A 15414-nucleotide genomic window follows, 5' to 3' on the forward strand; every position below is an offset into this window, starting at 1 on the left:
AAGGCGGTGGGAGGCCCCCGCTCCCGAGGGGCTCCGCGGCCTCAGCCGGCCTCGGGCGCCAGCGTCACGATGCGCGGGGCGGCGGTGCTCGCCGCACAGATCACCGCGCCCCGGACGGGGTCCGTCCAGTCGACCAGGTGGAGGTCCTGGTAGCGGCTCCGCAGCGGCCGGCCCGGCGGGACGTCCAGCGGCAGCGCGGAGAGGTCGACCTCCGCGAGCCCGTCCAGGCTGGTCCGCCCGAGCTTGATCAGAGACTCCTTGCGCACCCACTGCCGCAGGAACGCCCGGCCAGGCTCCGGGTGCGTCTCCACCCGCTGCAGCTCCGCCGGGGCGAGCACCCGGCCGGCGACCTGGAGGAGCGAGCCGCTGCGCGCCGTCAGCTCGACGTCGACGCCGACCGGGTGGCGGCCGGCGGCGGCCGCGACCACGCCGTGGGTGTGCGAGAGGCTGACCCGGACGTCCGGGTGGTCCGGGAGGGAGGGGCGGCCGTGGTCGGCCTTGCCGCAGTCCGGGCAGTTCTGGGCCAGCGTGATCGTGTCGGCCGCCACGCCGAGCAGGCGGGCGGCGCAGAGCCGGACCAGGATGTGCGCGGCGGTGAAGTCCGCCCGGCCGGACTCCTGCCGGAACCGCGCGGCGCGCTCGCGCTCGACCGCGGTGAGCAGGTGCTCGCCGGCCTCGGGGTGCCGCAGCACGTCCGCGCTGGCCGACACGGCGGCGATCGGGGCGTGCGGGTCCTGGTCCTCGGAAGTCATGTCCCCAACCTAGCCGGACGCGCAGGCGCCGGGCGCGTTGGCCCGTCCGGATGATTGGCGGATCGGTGCTGATGGTCCGTAGGGTATGTTTCGTCCGATTTCGTGACTTATATTGTGAATCTTCCGGAATTGATCCGGTATCAAGTGAGCTGCGGGGCAGGTCGGTGCGGCCTGCCCCCTTCGCGGTGCGGAGGACGTTTCGATGGGTCAGGGCAGCACCGGTGCGCCGGGACACAGGACAACCGCCACCAGGGGGCCGGTCGCGGTCCGGCGGCGCCGCGCCGTCCGGATCGGTGTGGCGACCGCGGTCGCCGCAGTGCCGATGGCCGCCGTACTGACGGCCGGTTCGGCCGCTCCGCTGGCGCCGCCGCTGGGCGCCTGCACCGGGCCCGACTGCCCGGCCACCTGGCCCACGCCCCCGCACAACGGCGACTTCGCCGGGCGGGACGCCACGATCAACGTCTTCACCGGCGGCGACTACACGGTCACCGGCCGGGCCGCCGAGGCGGAGGGCAGGATCGTCACCCTCGGCGATCTCACCGTGGACAAGAGCCAGGGCGGCGGTGCCTTCAACATGGGCGTGGTGGGCGTCGGTTCGAGGGTGGTGCCGCCCGACGGGAGCGACTTCGTCACCGTCGGCGGCGACGTGGACGTGAGGTCCGGCAACCGGATCCTCATCGGCGGCAGCGACGCCACGCACCGGGTCTTCGGCAACCTGCGTCACGCGGGCGACCTCACCGGTACGGTCGACATCGACCCCGCCGGGCAGGCGATCAAGGACGCGGGTGCCGTCGCGCCCTTCCGGGGGCTGCGGACCCGGATCGAGGAGATCTCCACGTGCACCGGCAGGGCGACCGCCACCGGCACCGTCACCGTGACGAACAGCGAGGCGACCTTCGCCGGCGACGGGACCAGCAGGCGGCAGGTCTTCAACGTCGACCGGAACCTCGGCTCGGCGGCCCGGCAGATCGGCCTGGTCTTCACCGGCATCCCCGCCGGCGCCACCGTGGTGGTCAACGTCCTGCCGGACGACGCGATCATCAACACCTACACCGGCACCGGCCTGCCGGGGGACCAGATCACCGAGCTGCGCCCCCGGCTGCTGTGGAACTTCCCCACCGCCACCACCGCGCGGCTGCTGGGCGGTGCGCAGTTCCAGGGCTCGGTGATGGCCGGCAACCCGGCCTCGACCACCACCATCGCGATGCCCGGCGTGAACGGTCGGGTCTACCTGGCCGGCAACCTGGTCCAGACCGGCAGCGGTGGCTACGAGATCCACAGCTACCCCTTCGACGGGGACCTGCCGGACTGCGCCGCGACGCCGAGCCCGTCGCCGACCTCGCCGTCCCCCTCCCCGACCTCGCCGAGCCCGACCTCGACCACCACCTCGCCGAAGCCGACCACCACGTCGCCGAAGCCGACGTCCCCCAGACCGACGTCCCCCAGACCGACCTCCCCGACCCCCACCTGGACGGAGTCCGGCTCGTCGAGCGCGTCGCCGACCGGTGCGACCACGCACCCGACCAGCCGCCGCCCCACCAGCCACCGGCCGACCAGCGGTTCCCCGACCGGCGGTGCTGAACTGCCGTCGACCGGCGGGAGCGGCGCCCCGGCCGTCCTCGGCCTCGCCGGCGCCGGTCTGCTGGCCCTCGGCGGACTCGGAGTCCTGGCCGCCCGCCGCCGCGGCCGGCACAGCTAGGGCGTACAGGGCCCGCGACGCCGGACGGCCCTCGCCCCGGTACGGGCGAGGGCCGTCCGGTGCGTACCCGTCCGGTGCGCGCCCTCAGTGCTCGTCGAAGAAGCGTGCCACTGTCGCGCGCTCGGCGGCCACGGCCGACACCGGCTCGCCGACCACCCGCCCCGCCAGCTCGACGGCCAGCTCGCCCACGTCGTGCCGGAGCGTGACGGCGGCGAGCGCCTGGTCCACGGCTATCTGCGCGCGCGCCTCGGCGACCAGCCGGTCGCGCTCCCGGAGACCCTCCTCGCGGGCGGTCGCGATGGCCGCCGCGCCCTGCTCGGCGGCCTCCTGCCGGATCCGGGCCGCCTCGTGCCGGGCGTCCGCCAGCACCTTCCGGTACGCCTCGTGCGTCCGGTCGGCCTCGGCGTCGAGCTCCTCCGCACGCTCCAGCCGGCCCTCGGTGGCGTCCCGGCGCTCGGCCTGCACCCGCTCGATCCGCGGCAGGACCTTCCGCCCGAGCAGCCAGGTCATCAGGAAGAAGCAGGCCAGGCCGACGACCAGTGCGGCCGGCTCGGGCTTCAGCGGTCCGAGTTTCTCCAGGTCCATGCACCCCTCCTGCGCTCTGACGAGCCGTCATGAGTAATGCTGCCCCGGCGTGTTGCGGTGAACCGTCGGGGAGGGGGTGCGGGGGAGGCCGTCGCGGACCCCGCGCCTCAGGTCACCTCGCCGCGGCGGGAGAAGCGCTCCTCGCGCCACTCGCCGCTCTCCAGCACCTCGGCCAGCTGCTGCGCTGCGTCCCAGACGTCGGTGTGGGAGAGGTAGAGCGGGGTGAAGCCGAACCGCATGAGGTCCGGGGCGCGGAAGTCCCCGATGACCCCGCGCTCGATCAGCGCCTGCACCACCGGGTACCCGTCGGCGTGCCGCAGGGCCACCTGGCTGCCGCGTCGGGCGTGCTCGCGCGGGGTGGCCACCTCGATCCCGTCCAGGCCCTCCACCAGGGTGATGAACAGGTCGGTCAGCGCCAGGCTCTTGGCCCGCACCGCGGCCAGGTCGGCCCGCTCCCAGACGTCCAGCGAGGACTCCAGGGCGGCCTGGCCGAGCAGCGAGGGCGAACTGGTGAGGAAGCGGCCGATGCCGTCCTTCGGGTCGTACCCGGGCTCGAAGGCGAACGGGCGGGCATGCCCGAACCAGCCGCTCAGCGGCTGCTGCGGACCGGCCGCCAGGTGCCGGCGGGCGACGTGGAGGAAAGCCGGCGAGCCGGGGCCGCCGTTCAGGTACTTGTAGGTGCAGCCGACCGCGAAGTCCGCTCCGGCCGCACCGAGCTCGACCGGGAGCGCGCCCACCGAGTGGCAGACGTCCCAGATCATCAGGGCGCCCGCGGCCTGCACCCGGGCGGTGATGCCGGGCATGTCCAGCAGCTCGCCGGTGCGGTAGTCCACGTGCGAGAGGACGACCGCGGCGACGTCCCCGTCCAGGTGCCGGTCCAGCTCCTCCGGCGTGACCAGGACGCTGCGCGCGCCCTCGAAGAGCGCGGTCACGCCCTCGGCGATGTACAGGTCGGTGGGGAAGGCCGCGCCGTCGCCGAGCACCGTCCGGCGGCCGGGGCGCAGCCGCAGCGCGGCGGTCAGCACCTTGAACAGGTTGACCGAGGTGGTGTCGCAGACCACCACCTCGTCCGGCTCGGCCCCGATCAGCGGCGCGATCCGCTGGCCCAGCCGGTACGGCTGCTCGAACCAGCCGGCCTCGTTCCAGCTGCGGATCAGCTCGCGGCCCCACTCCTCCTCGACGACCTGCCGCACCCGCCCGGGGGTGCGGGCCGGCAGCGCGCCGAGCGAGTTCCCGTCCAGGTAGACGACGCCGTCCGGCAGGGCGAACTCCTTGCGGAACGCCGCCAGCGGGTCTACGGCGTCCAGCGCCGCGCACTCCTCGCGCGTGATCATGCCCACCTTCTTGCCCACTCTCTCGCTCACAGCTCGCTCACATCTCGTCCCGGACGGACCACAGCTCGGGGAAGACGTCCTGCTCGGCCGCCTTGCGCAGCCAGCTCAGGCCGCTGGAGCCGCCCGAACCCGGTTTGGCTCCCATCGCCCGGCGGACCGCCGCCAGGTGGCGCTGGCGCCAGCGGGTCACCCGCTCGGCGACGTCCAGCAGCGCCTCGGCGAGCGGCTGGAGGGAGGCGAGGTCCGGGTCGGTGTAGACCCGGCGCCAGGCCGCCTCCACCGCCGGGTCGGTCCGGTGGCGCTGCTCGGAGGGCTCGTGCGGCACGGCGAGCCCGCGCCGGGCCAGCAGGGCCAGTGCGTCGTCGTACAGGCTGGCGGAGCGCAGCGCCTCGGCCAGCTCGGCACGCGTCTCCGGCACCTCGTCGTACATCCGCAGCAGCGCGGCGTTCTTGTTGCCGAGCAGGAACTCCAGGTGCAGGAAGGCCGAGGACTGGAAGCCCGAGGCCTCGCCGAAGACCGAGCGGAAGGCGTTGAACTCCTGCGGCGTCATGGTCGCCAGCAGGTCCCAGGACTCCACCAGCACGTCCTGGGCGTGGGTGCCCCGGCGCAGTGCGGCGAGCGCCTCCGGCAGGTCGTCCTCGCGCAGCGCATGCTGGGCGATCGTCCACTCGTGCCGCAGCAGGCCGAAGAGCAGCTCCATCACCTGGGTGGTGACGATGAACGACAGCTCGGCCGGCACCTTGCTGCGCGGGTTCTGCAGGCTGTGCAGCTCCGCCAGCCGGGCGTAGCGCGCGTACGGGGTGCCGTGACCCGGCTCGCCGCCCCGAACGAACGACAGGCTGGGTGTTTCCACCGAGTCGTGCCCCATCCCGATCCCTCCTGATGACCCCGTCCGTTGCGGGGGCCCCATTGTGCGGCGGTCACGGCCTGCTCTTGAATGGGTTCCGGGCACGGTAACCGCTCTCGAACCTGTCGTTCGCGAGGTCTTCGGGCCGACCGGCTTTACGATCGTGAAATCACCGCCGGAAGGCGCTCCGACGGTCGCCGGAGCCCCGCTGACCTGCGCCGAACGGCCGGCCGGAGTGCCGGCCGGCCCCAGACCTCCCGGGAGTCGCCATGGACGCCGTCGACCGCCGCCTGCTGGCCGAGCTGCAGGCCGACGCCCGGCTCTCGTACAACGAACTCTCCCGCCGGGTGAGCCTCTCCGCACCCGCCGTCGCCGAGCGGGTGCGCCGTCTGGAGGCCGACGGGGTGATCGCCGGCTACCACGCGCACGTCGACCCCGCCCGGGCCGGGCTGCCGATCACCGCGCTGGTCCAGCTCCAGTGCTACGGGCCGCGCTGCGTGCTGCGCGATCCCGAGGTGGCGACCTGGCCGGAGGTGCTGCAACTGCACCGGGTGACCGGCGGGGCCTGCTGCATCCTGCTGGTCGCGGTGCCCGCGATGGCGGACTTCGAGGCGCTGATCGACCGGCTCGGCGCCCACGGGCAGCCTGCCAGCTCGATGATCCTCTCCAGCCCGGTGCCCTGGCGCCCGGTGGTCGCGCCGTAGGTTCCGGTGGGGCCGTCCCCGCTCAGTGGCCCTCGGCGATGGGGACGCCGAGCCCGGCCAGGCCGTTCAGGAAGAGCTCGACGCCTACCGCCGCGAGCAGCAGGCCGAGGAGTCGGGAGACCACCTCCAGCGAGGTGCGGTGGGTGCGCTGCATCAGCGGTGCGAGCGCCGCCACGCAGAAGTAGTTGATCACCACGACCGAGACGTAGGCGCCCACGACGGTGGTCCGCCAGCCCCAGTCGTCCTTGGCGAGCGAGGCCACCAGGACCGCGCTGATCGCCAGCGGGCTGGCGATGTAGGGCAGCAGCAGTTCGCGGATGCCGTCGACCATCGGGTTGCGCAGGTGCTCGTCCTCCTCGTCGCTTCCGGCCCCGAGGTGGATGCCCAGGACAAGCGCGACGGCGTAGATGAAGAAGATCACGCCGCCGGCCAGCTGGATCGACTGGTCGCTGATGTGGAACAGCGAGGTGACGGCGTCGGCGGTGTAGCTGAGCACCAGCCCGATCACCGCCGAGATCACGGTGGACCAGGCCGCCAGCCGACGCAGCTCCCCGGTGGTGCGGGTGCCCGCCAGCCGGGCGAAGGAGAGCAGGACCTTCGGCGGCCCCACCACGGCGAAGAAGGCGATGAAGGCGCTGCTCAGGTTGAAGACGAACATGTGCCAAGGATGGCCGGGATGATCATCGGAGCTGGACTGCCACGCCCTCGGAGCGCAAGGTGGCCAGGATCGCGTCGAAGTAGTCGAGCCGCCGCTCGCCGATGACGACGGTGCCGGTGAGGTGCCGCCGGGCCGTCCCGGCCTCCTCCCAGATCAGGGTGAACGGGGGCGTGGGGCCGAAGCTGCCGTGCAGGCAGTCGGCCAGGGCGTCGAGGTTGGAGCCGTAGTAGCCGCCGGGGCCGATCAGCGCGGCGCCGAGCGCGGTGTAGAAGGCGGCGCGGTCGGTGATCCGGCTGCCGTCCAGGACGTAGACGGGCGGTTCGGGCCGGGTGACGCTCATCGGCTCTCTTCCTGGGCGCGGCGATATTCCTCGATGACTCGATGTTCGCCCGGATGGCGGTCCCGAGTCGAGTCGGCACGCCCTTTCGGCTGCTATGGAAGCCGGATCACCCTCCGCTGGAACGAGGATTCGACATGTGTCTCAACCGTAAGGATCTGGGCCTGCTGGCCCTGCGCAGCGCCGTCGGCGGGGTGCTGATCGCGCACGGCACGCAGAAGCTGTTCGGCTGGTTCGGGGGCGGCGGCCTCGATGCGACCGCCGAGGCGATGGAGCACATGGGCTTCCATCCGGGGCGGCGGAGCGCCCTCGCGGCGGGCCTCGGCGAGGCCGGCGGCGGCGCGATGCTGGTGGCCGGGCTGGCCACGCCGGCGGCCGGCGCGGTGGTGGCCGGCACCATGGCCGGAGCCGTCGCGGTGCACGCGCCGGCGGGCTTCTTCATGACCTCCGGGGGCTACGAGTACCCGGCCTTCCTGGGGGCGACCGGCCTGGCACTGGGCCTGGCCGGTCCGGGCCGGTACTCGCTGGACCACTGGAGCGGGCACGCCTTCGACCGCCCGTCGGTGGGTGTACTGGCCTTCCTCGCCAGTGCGGCCGGGGCCTACGGCGTGGTGGCCCGCCGCCGGCACGTGGTGCGGCTGCGCGAGGAGCGGGCCGTCGTGGAGTCGGAGTCGCAGGAGGGCTCCGGGCTGTCCTGACCCCGACCCGAAGGCGGGAGGCCCCGGTCCGCTCCGGGGCCTCCCGCACGCCCGCGGCCGGCGGGGCCGGCGGGGCCGGCCCCACTGGCAGTCTCACCCGGATGCGCCGCCCTGCTGGCGGACCCGGCCGCCGCCGCCGAGGGTGGGCCGGGAGGCGTGCCGGGTACCCCGGCGCCGGGCAGAATCGAGGACCCGATGGACCGCCAGCCGGACCGCCAGTCGTTGACCGGGGCGACCCGCCCCACCCGCACCACCGTCGCCGACGTGACCGCCCCGGTGGTCCGCCGCCCGCGGCGCGCCGTGGCCGGCGTGCTGGCGGCCGCCGTGCTCGGCGGCGCAGCGCTGGCGGGCTGTTCCTCGGACGGCAAGGCGAGCAGCGTCGTCTCCTCGGCCGCCGGCGCGGTGGAGTCCGGCCTCTCCGCCGCGGCGTCCGCGGCAGCCTCCGCCGCGGCCTCGGCGGCCTCCTCGGTGGCGAGCGGGCTCTCATCGGCGGCCGCGTCCGCCGCCGCGTCGGCCGAGGCGGCGGCCTCGTCGGCGATCGCGAGCGTCAAGGGCGGGCTGGACGCCAAGGGCGACGTCACCGCCGGCGCGGTGACGATCGGCTCGGACGGCAAGGCCTCGGTGCCGCTCACCGTGAAGAACAGCGGGCAGCAGTCCAACCGGTACGTGATCCAGGTCAACTTCACCGACGACTCCGGCAACGTGCTGGATGCGACGGCGGTGACCGTTCCGGACGTGGCCGCCGGGCAGAGTGCCCAGGCCACCGCGACCAGCAACCGCAACCTCACCGGCACCGTCAAGGCGGAGGTGGCCAACGCCGTCCGGTACTGAGCCCGGGAGCGACGGAGATCCGGCGCAGTACCGGATCCGCGCCCGGTACCGGACCCGGCGCGGTGCCGGACCGCAGGTCGGCGGGGGTGCCGGGGGAGAGGGCCAACCTTAAGGGCGGCTCAAGGGCCGCCGGCACCCCTTGACGGGGTAGTTGGTCTAGTCCATTTTAGTGCCCAGGTGCAGGGAGCCCCTGAACCGGCGTCAGCGGTCCGCCGCTGGCGCCGGTTCGGCATATCCCGGTGTCCGTCACGGCACGTCCCCGCTCGATTCCCTCCCCCGTTCTGTCATGTCCTGGTCGTGCGGCCCCACCCCGTACGTGTCCCCCAGCGCCGACGGAATCCCCCACAGACCAGGAGTCACGCACCCATGCTCCGTTCACGCATCGAAAGGGCCGGCAGCCCGGCCCCGGAGCCCGGCCGCCGCCGGCGCCCGAAGAGCCTGGCCGCCCTCGCGGCCGGGACCACCGCCTCCCTGCTGCTCGGCGCGGGCCTCGCCCTCGGCGGCGGCGCCGCGGCCAACGCGGCCGTCACCAACTCCACGGGCGCGCCCGCCACCAGTGGCGGCATCAAGGTGGCCTACTTCGACCAGTGGTCGATCTATGCGAACGCGTACTACCCCAAGACGATCCAGGACACCGGCGTGGCCGGGAAACTGGACTACCTGATCTACTCGTTCGCCAACATCCACCCGACCGGCCTGGGCTGCTTCGAGGCCACCAAGGCCGCCAACCAGGACGACAACAACCCGAACGCCGGCGACGGCGCGGGCGACGCCTTCGCGGACTACCAGAAGAGCTTCGGCCCGGACATCTCGGTGGACGGCGTCGGCGACGTCTGGGGCCAGCCGATCGCGGGCAACTTCAACCAGCTCAAGAAGCTGAAGGCGAAGAACCCCAACCTCAAGATCCTTATCTCGCTGGGCGGTTGGACCTACTCCAAGTACTTCTCGGCGGCGGCCGCCACGGACGCCTCGCGCAAGCACCTGGTCTCGTCCTGCATCGACATGTTCATCAAGGGCAACCTGCCGGCCGACGCCGGCTACGGCGGCCCGGGTTCGGCGGCCGGCGTCTTCGACGGCATCGACATCGACTGGGAGTACCCGGGCGGCGGCGGCCACACCGGCAACCTCTCCAGCCCGAACGACAAGCAGAACTTCACCCTGCTGCTGAAGGAGCTGCGCGAGCAGCTCGACGCCCAGGGCAAGGCCGACGGCAAGACCTACGCCACCGCGGCAGCGGTCGGCGCCGGCCAGGACAAGATCCGGAACGTCGAGACCGACAAGATCGGCCAGTACCTGACGTTCCTGGACATCATGACCTACGACATGCACGGTGCGTGGGACGCCAAGGGGCCGACCAACCACCAGGCCCCGATCTACTCCGGCCCGGACGACCCGATGGCCCCGGCCGCGCCGGGCCACGGCAAGTACTCGGTCGACGCCGCGATCAAGGCCTACACCGCCGGCGACGCCGACTACGGCATCCCGGGCGGCTTCCCCGCGAAGAAGATCAACGTGGGCATCCCGTTCTACTACCGCGGGTGGACCGGCGTTCCGAACAACGGCCGCAACGGCCTCTTCCAGTCCGCCACCGGCCCGGCCGCCGGCGCCTCGATGTCCGGCAGCGTGCCCGGCATCCAGATGTACAAGGAGCTGGCCGGCTTCGTCGACAACCCGGCGAAGACGTTCTGGGACGACACCGCGAAGACCACGTACTTCTACGACGGCACCACGTTCTGGAGCGGTGAGGACGCCCGCTCGATCCAGGCCAAGGTGGACTACGCCCACTGCAACGGCCTCGGCGGTTCCTTCGCCTTCTCGCTGTACGACCTGGGCGCGAAGACCGCGCTGTTCGACAAGATGGTCGAGGCCACCAACGGCTCCGCCGCGGGATGCCCGGCCGCCCCGACCACGCCGCCGACCACGCCTCCGACGACCTCGCCGACCACGCCGCCCACCACGCCTCCGACCACGCCGCCCACCACGCCTCCGACGACCCCGGCCGGTTGCGCCGGGGCCCCGGGCTGGGACGCGGCCGCCACCTACGCGACCGCCGGCACCAAGGTCTCCTGGAAGGGCCACTACTACACGAACAAGTGGTGGACCAAGGGCGAGGACCCCGCCACCACCGGCCAGTGGGGCGTCTGGACCGACAACGGTCCCTGCTGACGCGGCACTGAGCCGACGAGGGCCTGACGGACCCTCGCACCGTACGAGTCCGGCCCGCCGGGGAGCTGCTCCCCGGCGGGCCGGACCGCTGTCGTCCCCCGACTCCGCCGCCCCGTCACCCTCGCCGGGCCGGGCCGGACGTGCCGGATCAGTCCAGGTCCGCGGTGCGTCCCAGGGCGTCCGGCTGGGACTCCTCGATCCGCCGCAGCATCCGGGCCAGCTGGTTGGAGAGGACGGCGCGCTCGTCTCCGGAGAGGTCCTGGAGCAGTTCCTCCTCGAAGACGGCGGCCATCCGCATCGACTCCAGCCACTTGTCGCGGCCGTTATCGGTCAGCTCGATGATCACCCGGACCCGGTTGGTCTCGTCGCGCTCCCGGGTCACCAGGTCCTCGGCGACCATCCGGTCGATCCGGTGCGTCATCGCCGCCGGGGTGAGGCCGAGCCGCTTGGCCAGCTCGCCCGGACCCAGCCGGTACGGGCTGCCGGCGACCACCAGGGCCTTGAGCACCTCCCACTCCGCGGAGGTGATTCCGAGCACAGTCAGCTGCCGGTCATAGGCGACGCCCATCCGCCGGGCGACCCGGGAGAGCGTCTGCACGATGGTCTCCACCTGCGGGTCCACGGTGGGGAACTCCCGCTGGTAGACGGCCACCTGCTCGGCGATGCCCAGCTCTCGGGCGGTGGCCGGCGCGGGCTTCTCTGCAGTCATGCGGACCAGTGTCGCACGCGGGGTGCACCCCTTAAGCCTTTGACTCCTCACTCTTCTGGTGCTAAGACTATATCTCGCAAGACTTTAGCTCTTAAATCTTCTGGTCTTAAGAGTGTTCAGTGAAACAGTGAAGGGGTGTGCACGGTGGCCGGCACGGTGAAGCAGCAGAGGCAGCAGACGCGCGGGGCGGGCCCGCTGCGCCGCGTCCAGATCGGGAATGCGCTGAGCGCGTTCGGCAGCGGGTTCACGATGCCGTACATGTTCGTGTACGTGGACCAGGTGCGCGGCCTGGGCTCGCTGGCCGCGGGGATGGTGTTCACCGTCTTCGCGCTGGCCGCGCTCGCCGTGCTCCCGCTCACCGGGCGCGGCATCGACCGGTACGGCCCGCGCCCGGTGCTGCTGGCCGGCGCCGCCCTGGCCGCCACCGGTGCGTTCGCCTTCGGCCACGCCACCGGCACCCCGGCCCTGCTGGTCTCGTCCTTCCTGTTCGGCGCGGGTGTCACCACCTGCCAGCCGGCGCTGGCCACGATGATCGTCCGCTGCTCGACCGCCGCGACCCGCTCGCACGCCTTCGCGCTGCAGTTCACCCTGGTCAACCTGGGGATGGGCATCGGCGCGCTGGTCGGCGGCCAGATCGTCGACGTCGCCGACCCGGCCAGCCTGACCCGGCTGTTCACCATCGAGGCCGCGACCTTCCTGGGCCTGGCCCTGGTCACCGGCACCGCGCACGTTTCGAAGGGCCACTGGCCGCACGCCGCCCCCGTCCTGGTCCAGGAGAAGGCGGACGGCCCGCAGGGTCTGCGCGCCCTGGTCGCCGACAAGGCGATGCTGCGGCTCTGCGTCCTCGCCGGCCTGATCTTCTTCACCTGCTACGGCCAGTTCGAGTCCGGCGTCGCGGCCTTCGCCACCGACACCGTCGGCACCGCGCCCTCCACCCTGGGCATCGCCATCGGCGCCAACGCGCTGACCATCGTGGTGCTGCAGATGTTCATGGTGCGGATCACCGCGCGCCGCCGCCGCACCACCGCGATGGCCGCGGCCGGCGTGGTCTGGCTCGGCGCCTGGGCGATGGCCCTGGTCGCCGGTCTGATCCGGACCGAGACCATGGCCGCCACGGTCGCGATCGTCTCGATCTACGCCCTGTTCGGGGTCGGCGAGTCCCTGCTCGCCCCCACCATGGGCCCGATCGTCGCCGACCTCGCCCCGGCCCGCCTGCTCGGCACCTACAACGCCGGGTACGCCCTGGTGAAGCAGATCGCGATCGCGGTCGGCCCGGCCGTCGGCGTGCTGCTGGTCGGCTCCGGCACCTGGCCGCTCTACCTGGCGGCGATGGCCGGTTCCACCCTGCTGGTCGTCGCCCTGGCGCTGCGGCTGCGGCCGTACCTCACCGCCGCCCAGGACAACGCGCCGGCCCCGGCCCCGGTCCGCACCCTCCCGATCCGGGAGCTGCAGACCGCCGCGTGACGCGCGCCGTGCGACGCCCCGCACGGCCGTGCGACGGGCGCCCACCAGGTCACCTGGTCGGCGCCCGTCGCGCTTGGTTTCCCGACGACCGACACATAGTGTCGGTTGCTGTTGACCGCCCGGCCCCGGCCGGCACAGGCGAGACAGGCGAATCGGCGAGGCAATGACGCAAGCGGCGCTCACGCACCCACCCGCACCCCCGGCCCCCGCAGCCCCCGTACCGGCTCCGCGGGGGCTGCTGCGCCGGGCGGCCGATTGGTCCGGCTGGCTCGGGCCGATCGGGGTGGCGCTGTTCGCCGGGCTGCTGCGCTTCTGGAACCTCGGCTACCCCAACGCCTTCGTCTTCGACGAGACGTACTACCCCAAGGACGCCTGGTCGCTGCTCCGGCAGGGCTACGAGGGCACCTGGCCGGACAGCGCCAACGCCGACATCCTCGCCGTCCCGCAGCAGATCCCGCTCACCTCCGCGCCCGAGTTCATCGCCCACCCGCCGCTCGGCAAGTGGGTGATCTCGCTCGGCGAGTGGGCGTTCGGCCTGCACCCCTTCGGCTGGCGGTTCATGACCGCCCTGCTCGGCACCGTCACCGTGCTGATGCTCGCCCGGATCGGCCGCCGGCTCTTCGGATCCACCCTGCTCGGCTGCACCGCCGCCCTGTTGATGGCGGTCGACGGCCTCCAACTGGTGATGAGCCGGATCGGTCTGCTGGACGGCGTCCAGATGTTCTTCGTGCTCGCCGCGTTCGGCAGCCTGCTGATCGACCGCGACCGCACCCGCGCCCGGCTCGCCGTCGTCCGCGACGCACACGGCGGCGACACCGTCCGGCTGGGGTGGCGGCCCTGGCGGATCGCCGCCGGCATCCTCATCGGCGCCGCCGGCGCGGTCAAGTGGAACGGCGCCATGGTGCTGGTCGCCTTCGGCCTGCTCACCGTCCTGTGGGACCAGTCCGGCCGCCGCTGGGCCGGTGCCCGCCGTCCCTGGCGCTCGATGCTGCGCCGGGACGCGCTGCCCGCCCTGCTCGCGGTGGCCGGTTCGGCCCTGGTGGTCTACGTCGGGGCCTGGGCCGGCTGGCTGGCCACCGGCGGCGGCTACGACCGGCTCTGGGCCGCCGACCGTGCCGGACTCTCCCCGGCGAGCCTCCTCGGCGTCCCGTTGCCGCAGGTGCCGATGACCTGGGTGCCCGCGCCGCTGCGCAGTCTCTGGCACTACCACTCGCAGATGTACGACTTCAACACCGGGCTGAGCACCCCGCACACCTACCAGTCCAACCCGTTCAGCTGGCTGGTCCAGGGCCGTCCGGTCTCCATGTACTGGGAGCAGGTGCCGGCCGGGCAGCAGGGGTGCACCGCCTCCGGCGGCTGCGCCACGCAGATCCTCGGCCTCGGCACCCCGCTGCTCTGGTGGACGGCCTGCTTCGCCCTGGCCTACCTGCTCTGGCGCTGGTTCTTCCGACGGGACTGGCGCTCGGGCGCGGTGCTCTGCGCCGTCGCCGGCGTCTACCTGCCCTGGTTCCGGTACCAGGAGCGGACCGTCTTCTCCTTCTACATGGTCGTCCTGGTGCCGTTCCTCTGCCTCGCCGTCGCCCAGATGCTCGGCGCCATGCTCGGCCCGGAGGGCTGCTCGCCGCGTCGGCGCCGGATCGGAGCGGCCGGGGCCGGGCTGATCGTGCTGGCGATCGTGGGCTGCTTCGCGTTCTTCTACCCGCTCTACACGGCGGAGGTGATCCCGATGTCGTCCTGGCAGGACCGGATGTGGTTCACCAGCTGGATCTGACCGCCGTGACCCGGTCGGCGGCCGACCAGCTGCTGCCGGTCACCCCCGGGCTCGGGGTGGTCACCGCGGTCCTGCTCGCCGCCGCCGTGGCGGTGGCCGGCCGGGGCCTGCTCGGCCACGGGCACGCCGTGCTGCGGGCCGGACTGCGAGCGGTGGTGCAGCTGGCCGCCGTCGCGCTGGTGATCACCTGGGTGGTCGGCTCGCTCTGGTGGTCGGCGCTGTTCGTCCTGTTGATGTTCGCGGTCGCGGTCCGGACGGCCGGGCGACGGATGACCCGGGGGCCGGCCTGGGTCTGGGCCGCCGCGCCGATCGCGGCCGGGGTGGCTCCCGTTCTCGGGCTGCTGCTGGCCGTCGGGCTGCTGCCCCCGAAGGGCCTGTCGGTGATCCCGGTCGCCGGCATCCTGATCGGCGGCGCGCTCACCGCTACCTCGCTGGCCGGCCGGCGCGCGCTGGACGAGCTGCGACAGCGGCACGGCGAGGTGGAGGCGGCGCTGGCGCTCGGCTTCGAGGAGCGTGACGCCCGGCTGGAGATCTGTCGCACCGCGGCCGCCACCTCGCTCGTCCCGGCCCTCGACCAGACCCGGACGGTGGGCCTGGTCACGCTGCCCGGCGCGTTCGTCGGCATGCTGCTCGGCGGGGCCACCCCGGTGCAGGCGGGCGCGGTGCAGCTGTTCGTGCTGGTCGCGCTGCTCGCGGTGGAGTCGGTGGCGATCGTGGTGGTGCTGGAGCTGGTGGCCCGGGGCCGGGTGGCCACCGGGCCGGCGACCGGCGGGAGGCCGGACGGCATCGGGTAGTCTGGACGGCGTTGAAGGGGAGTAGCCCTCCACCGGACCGTCGACATACTGGCCCCCGCGCGGGC

Annotated in this window: 15 protein-coding genes; 8 read left to right on the top strand and 7 right to left on the bottom strand. The window is 73.2% G+C overall.

From position 1 onward, the window contains the following. Positions 1–41: 41 nt before the first annotated feature. Complete coding sequence (locus tag ACF9IK_RS25100) at positions 42–752, bottom strand: 4'-phosphopantetheinyl transferase family protein (RefSeq protein ID WP_395296349.1); 711 nt, start codon at positions 750–752, stop codon at positions 42–44. A 202-nt stretch (positions 753–954) separates the two neighbouring features. Between ACF9IK_RS25100 and ACF9IK_RS25105 the strand changes: the two genes are divergently transcribed. After that, complete coding sequence (locus ACF9IK_RS25105) at positions 955–2451, top strand: choice-of-anchor A family protein (protein ID WP_395296350.1); 1497 nt, start codon at positions 955–957, stop codon at positions 2449–2451. A gap of 84 nt (positions 2452–2535) precedes the next feature. Here the strand turns inward: ACF9IK_RS25105 and atpF are convergent, their stop codons facing one another. The 3 genes from atpF to ACF9IK_RS25120 all read right to left on the bottom strand — a co-directional run bounded on the left by atpF (position 2536) and on the right by ACF9IK_RS25120 (position 5238). Next, complete coding sequence (atpF, locus tag ACF9IK_RS25110) at positions 2536–3036, bottom strand: F0F1 ATP synthase subunit B (RefSeq protein WP_395296351.1); 501 nt, start codon at positions 3034–3036, stop codon at positions 2536–2538. A 107-nt stretch (positions 3037–3143) separates the two neighbouring features. Further along, complete coding sequence (gene kynU, locus ACF9IK_RS25115) at positions 3144–4370, bottom strand: kynureninase (RefSeq protein ID WP_395298677.1); 1227 nt, start codon at positions 4368–4370, stop codon at positions 3144–3146. Between the two features lie 37 nt (positions 4371–4407). Continuing rightward, entirely contained in the window at positions 4408–5238 is an 831-nt protein-coding gene (locus tag ACF9IK_RS25120) for a tryptophan 2,3-dioxygenase (RefSeq protein WP_395296352.1), read from the bottom strand. A 248-nt stretch (positions 5239–5486) separates the two neighbouring features. Here ACF9IK_RS25120 and ACF9IK_RS25125 point away from each other — a divergent pair, with 248 nt between their 5' ends. Further along, entirely contained in the window at positions 5487–5921 is a 435-nt protein-coding gene (locus ACF9IK_RS25125) for an Lrp/AsnC family transcriptional regulator (protein ID WP_238740699.1), read from the top strand. A 22-nt stretch (positions 5922–5943) separates the two neighbouring features. Here the strand turns inward: ACF9IK_RS25125 and ACF9IK_RS25130 are convergent, their stop codons facing one another. Beyond that, positions 5944–6579, bottom strand: coding sequence for a MarC family protein (locus tag ACF9IK_RS25130; protein WP_395296353.1), 636 nt, complete (start codon positions 6577–6579; stop codon positions 5944–5946). A gap of 22 nt (positions 6580–6601) precedes the next feature. Next, positions 6602–6919, bottom strand: coding sequence for a barstar family protein (locus ACF9IK_RS25135; protein ID WP_395296354.1), 318 nt, complete (start codon positions 6917–6919; stop codon positions 6602–6604). 134 nt (positions 6920–7053) lie between these two features. Between ACF9IK_RS25135 and ACF9IK_RS25140 the strand changes: the two genes are divergently transcribed. The 3 genes from ACF9IK_RS25140 to ACF9IK_RS25150 all read left to right on the top strand — a co-directional run bounded on the left by ACF9IK_RS25140 (position 7054) and on the right by ACF9IK_RS25150 (position 10611). Then, the gene (locus tag ACF9IK_RS25140) at positions 7054–7614 is read left to right on the top strand and encodes a DoxX family protein (RefSeq protein WP_395296355.1); all 561 of its coding nucleotides are present in this window, start codon (positions 7054–7056) and stop codon (positions 7612–7614) included. A gap of 195 nt (positions 7615–7809) precedes the next feature. Next, on the top strand, positions 7810–8445 hold the full coding sequence (locus ACF9IK_RS25145) for an FxLYD domain-containing protein (protein WP_395296356.1): 636 nt from the start codon (positions 7810–7812) through the stop codon (positions 8443–8445). A 366-nt stretch (positions 8446–8811) separates the two neighbouring features. Further along, a complete protein-coding gene (locus ACF9IK_RS25150; RefSeq protein WP_395296357.1) occupies positions 8812–10611 on the top strand; it encodes a glycosyl hydrolase family 18 protein in 1800 nt (599 codons plus the stop codon). Between the two features lie 148 nt (positions 10612–10759). On the opposite strand, the gene ACF9IK_RS25155 is transcribed toward ACF9IK_RS25150, so the two are convergent. Beyond that, positions 10760–11320 carry a MarR family winged helix-turn-helix transcriptional regulator gene (locus tag ACF9IK_RS25155; protein WP_395296358.1) on the bottom strand — a complete coding sequence of 187 codons (561 nt, stop codon included), beginning with the start codon at positions 11318–11320 and terminating at the stop codon, positions 10760–10762. Positions 11321–11476: 156 nt separating this feature from the next. On the opposite strand from ACF9IK_RS25155, the gene ACF9IK_RS25160 reads away from it, so the two are divergent. From ACF9IK_RS25160 to ACF9IK_RS25170, 3 genes are all read left to right on the top strand, one after another. After that, positions 11477–12784 carry an MFS transporter gene (locus tag ACF9IK_RS25160; protein WP_395296359.1) on the top strand — a complete coding sequence of 436 codons (1308 nt, stop codon included), beginning with the start codon at positions 11477–11479 and terminating at the stop codon, positions 12782–12784. A gap of 163 nt (positions 12785–12947) precedes the next feature. Then, complete coding sequence (locus tag ACF9IK_RS25165; RefSeq protein WP_395296360.1) at positions 12948–14555, top strand: dolichyl-phosphate-mannose--protein mannosyltransferase; 1608 nt, start codon at positions 12948–12950, stop codon at positions 14553–14555. Beyond that, positions 14534–15349 carry an ABC transporter permease gene (locus ACF9IK_RS25170; protein ID WP_395296361.1) on the top strand — a complete coding sequence of 272 codons (816 nt, stop codon included), beginning with the start codon at positions 14534–14536 and terminating at the stop codon, positions 15347–15349. The genes ACF9IK_RS25165 and ACF9IK_RS25170 overlap by 22 nt, the downstream gene beginning before the upstream one ends. Positions 15350–15414 lie beyond the last annotated feature (65 nt).

This window comes from Kitasatospora hibisci, from assembly GCF_043950205.1.
Taxonomy (GTDB): Bacteria; Actinomycetota; Actinomycetes; order Streptomycetales; family Streptomycetaceae; genus Kitasatospora; species Kitasatospora hibisci.

Bases quoted from the DNA above. Each gene is read 5' to 3' on its own strand.
- ACF9IK_RS25100 (WP_395296349.1), bottom strand. From the start codon at position 752: ATGACTTCCGAGGACCAGGACCCGCACGCCCCGATCGCCGCCGTGTCG.
- ACF9IK_RS25105 (WP_395296350.1), top strand. From the start codon at position 955: ATGGGTCAGGGCAGCACCGGTGCGCCGGGACACAGGACAACCGCCACC.
- atpF (WP_395296351.1), bottom strand. From the start codon at position 3,036: ATGGACCTGGAGAAACTCGGACCGCTGAAGCCCGAGCCGGCCGCACTG.
- kynU (WP_395298677.1), bottom strand. From the start codon at position 4,370: ATGATCACGCGCGAGGAGTGCGCGGCGCTGGACGCCGTAGACCCGCTG.
- ACF9IK_RS25120 (WP_395296352.1), bottom strand. From the start codon at position 5,238: ATGGGGCACGACTCGGTGGAAACACCCAGCCTGTCGTTCGTTCGGGGC.
- ACF9IK_RS25125 (WP_238740699.1), top strand. From the start codon at position 5,487: ATGGACGCCGTCGACCGCCGCCTGCTGGCCGAGCTGCAGGCCGACGCC.
- ACF9IK_RS25130 (WP_395296353.1), bottom strand. From the start codon at position 6,579: ATGTTCGTCTTCAACCTGAGCAGCGCCTTCATCGCCTTCTTCGCCGTG.
- ACF9IK_RS25135 (WP_395296354.1), bottom strand. From the start codon at position 6,919: ATGAGCGTCACCCGGCCCGAACCGCCCGTCTACGTCCTGGACGGCAGC.
- ACF9IK_RS25140 (WP_395296355.1), top strand. From the start codon at position 7,054: ATGTGTCTCAACCGTAAGGATCTGGGCCTGCTGGCCCTGCGCAGCGCC.
- ACF9IK_RS25145 (WP_395296356.1), top strand. From the start codon at position 7,810: ATGGACCGCCAGCCGGACCGCCAGTCGTTGACCGGGGCGACCCGCCCC.
- ACF9IK_RS25150 (WP_395296357.1), top strand. From the start codon at position 8,812: ATGCTCCGTTCACGCATCGAAAGGGCCGGCAGCCCGGCCCCGGAGCCC.
- ACF9IK_RS25155 (WP_395296358.1), bottom strand. From the start codon at position 11,320: ATGACTGCAGAGAAGCCCGCGCCGGCCACCGCCCGAGAGCTGGGCATC.
- ACF9IK_RS25165 (WP_395296360.1), top strand. From the start codon at position 12,948: ATGACGCAAGCGGCGCTCACGCACCCACCCGCACCCCCGGCCCCCGCA.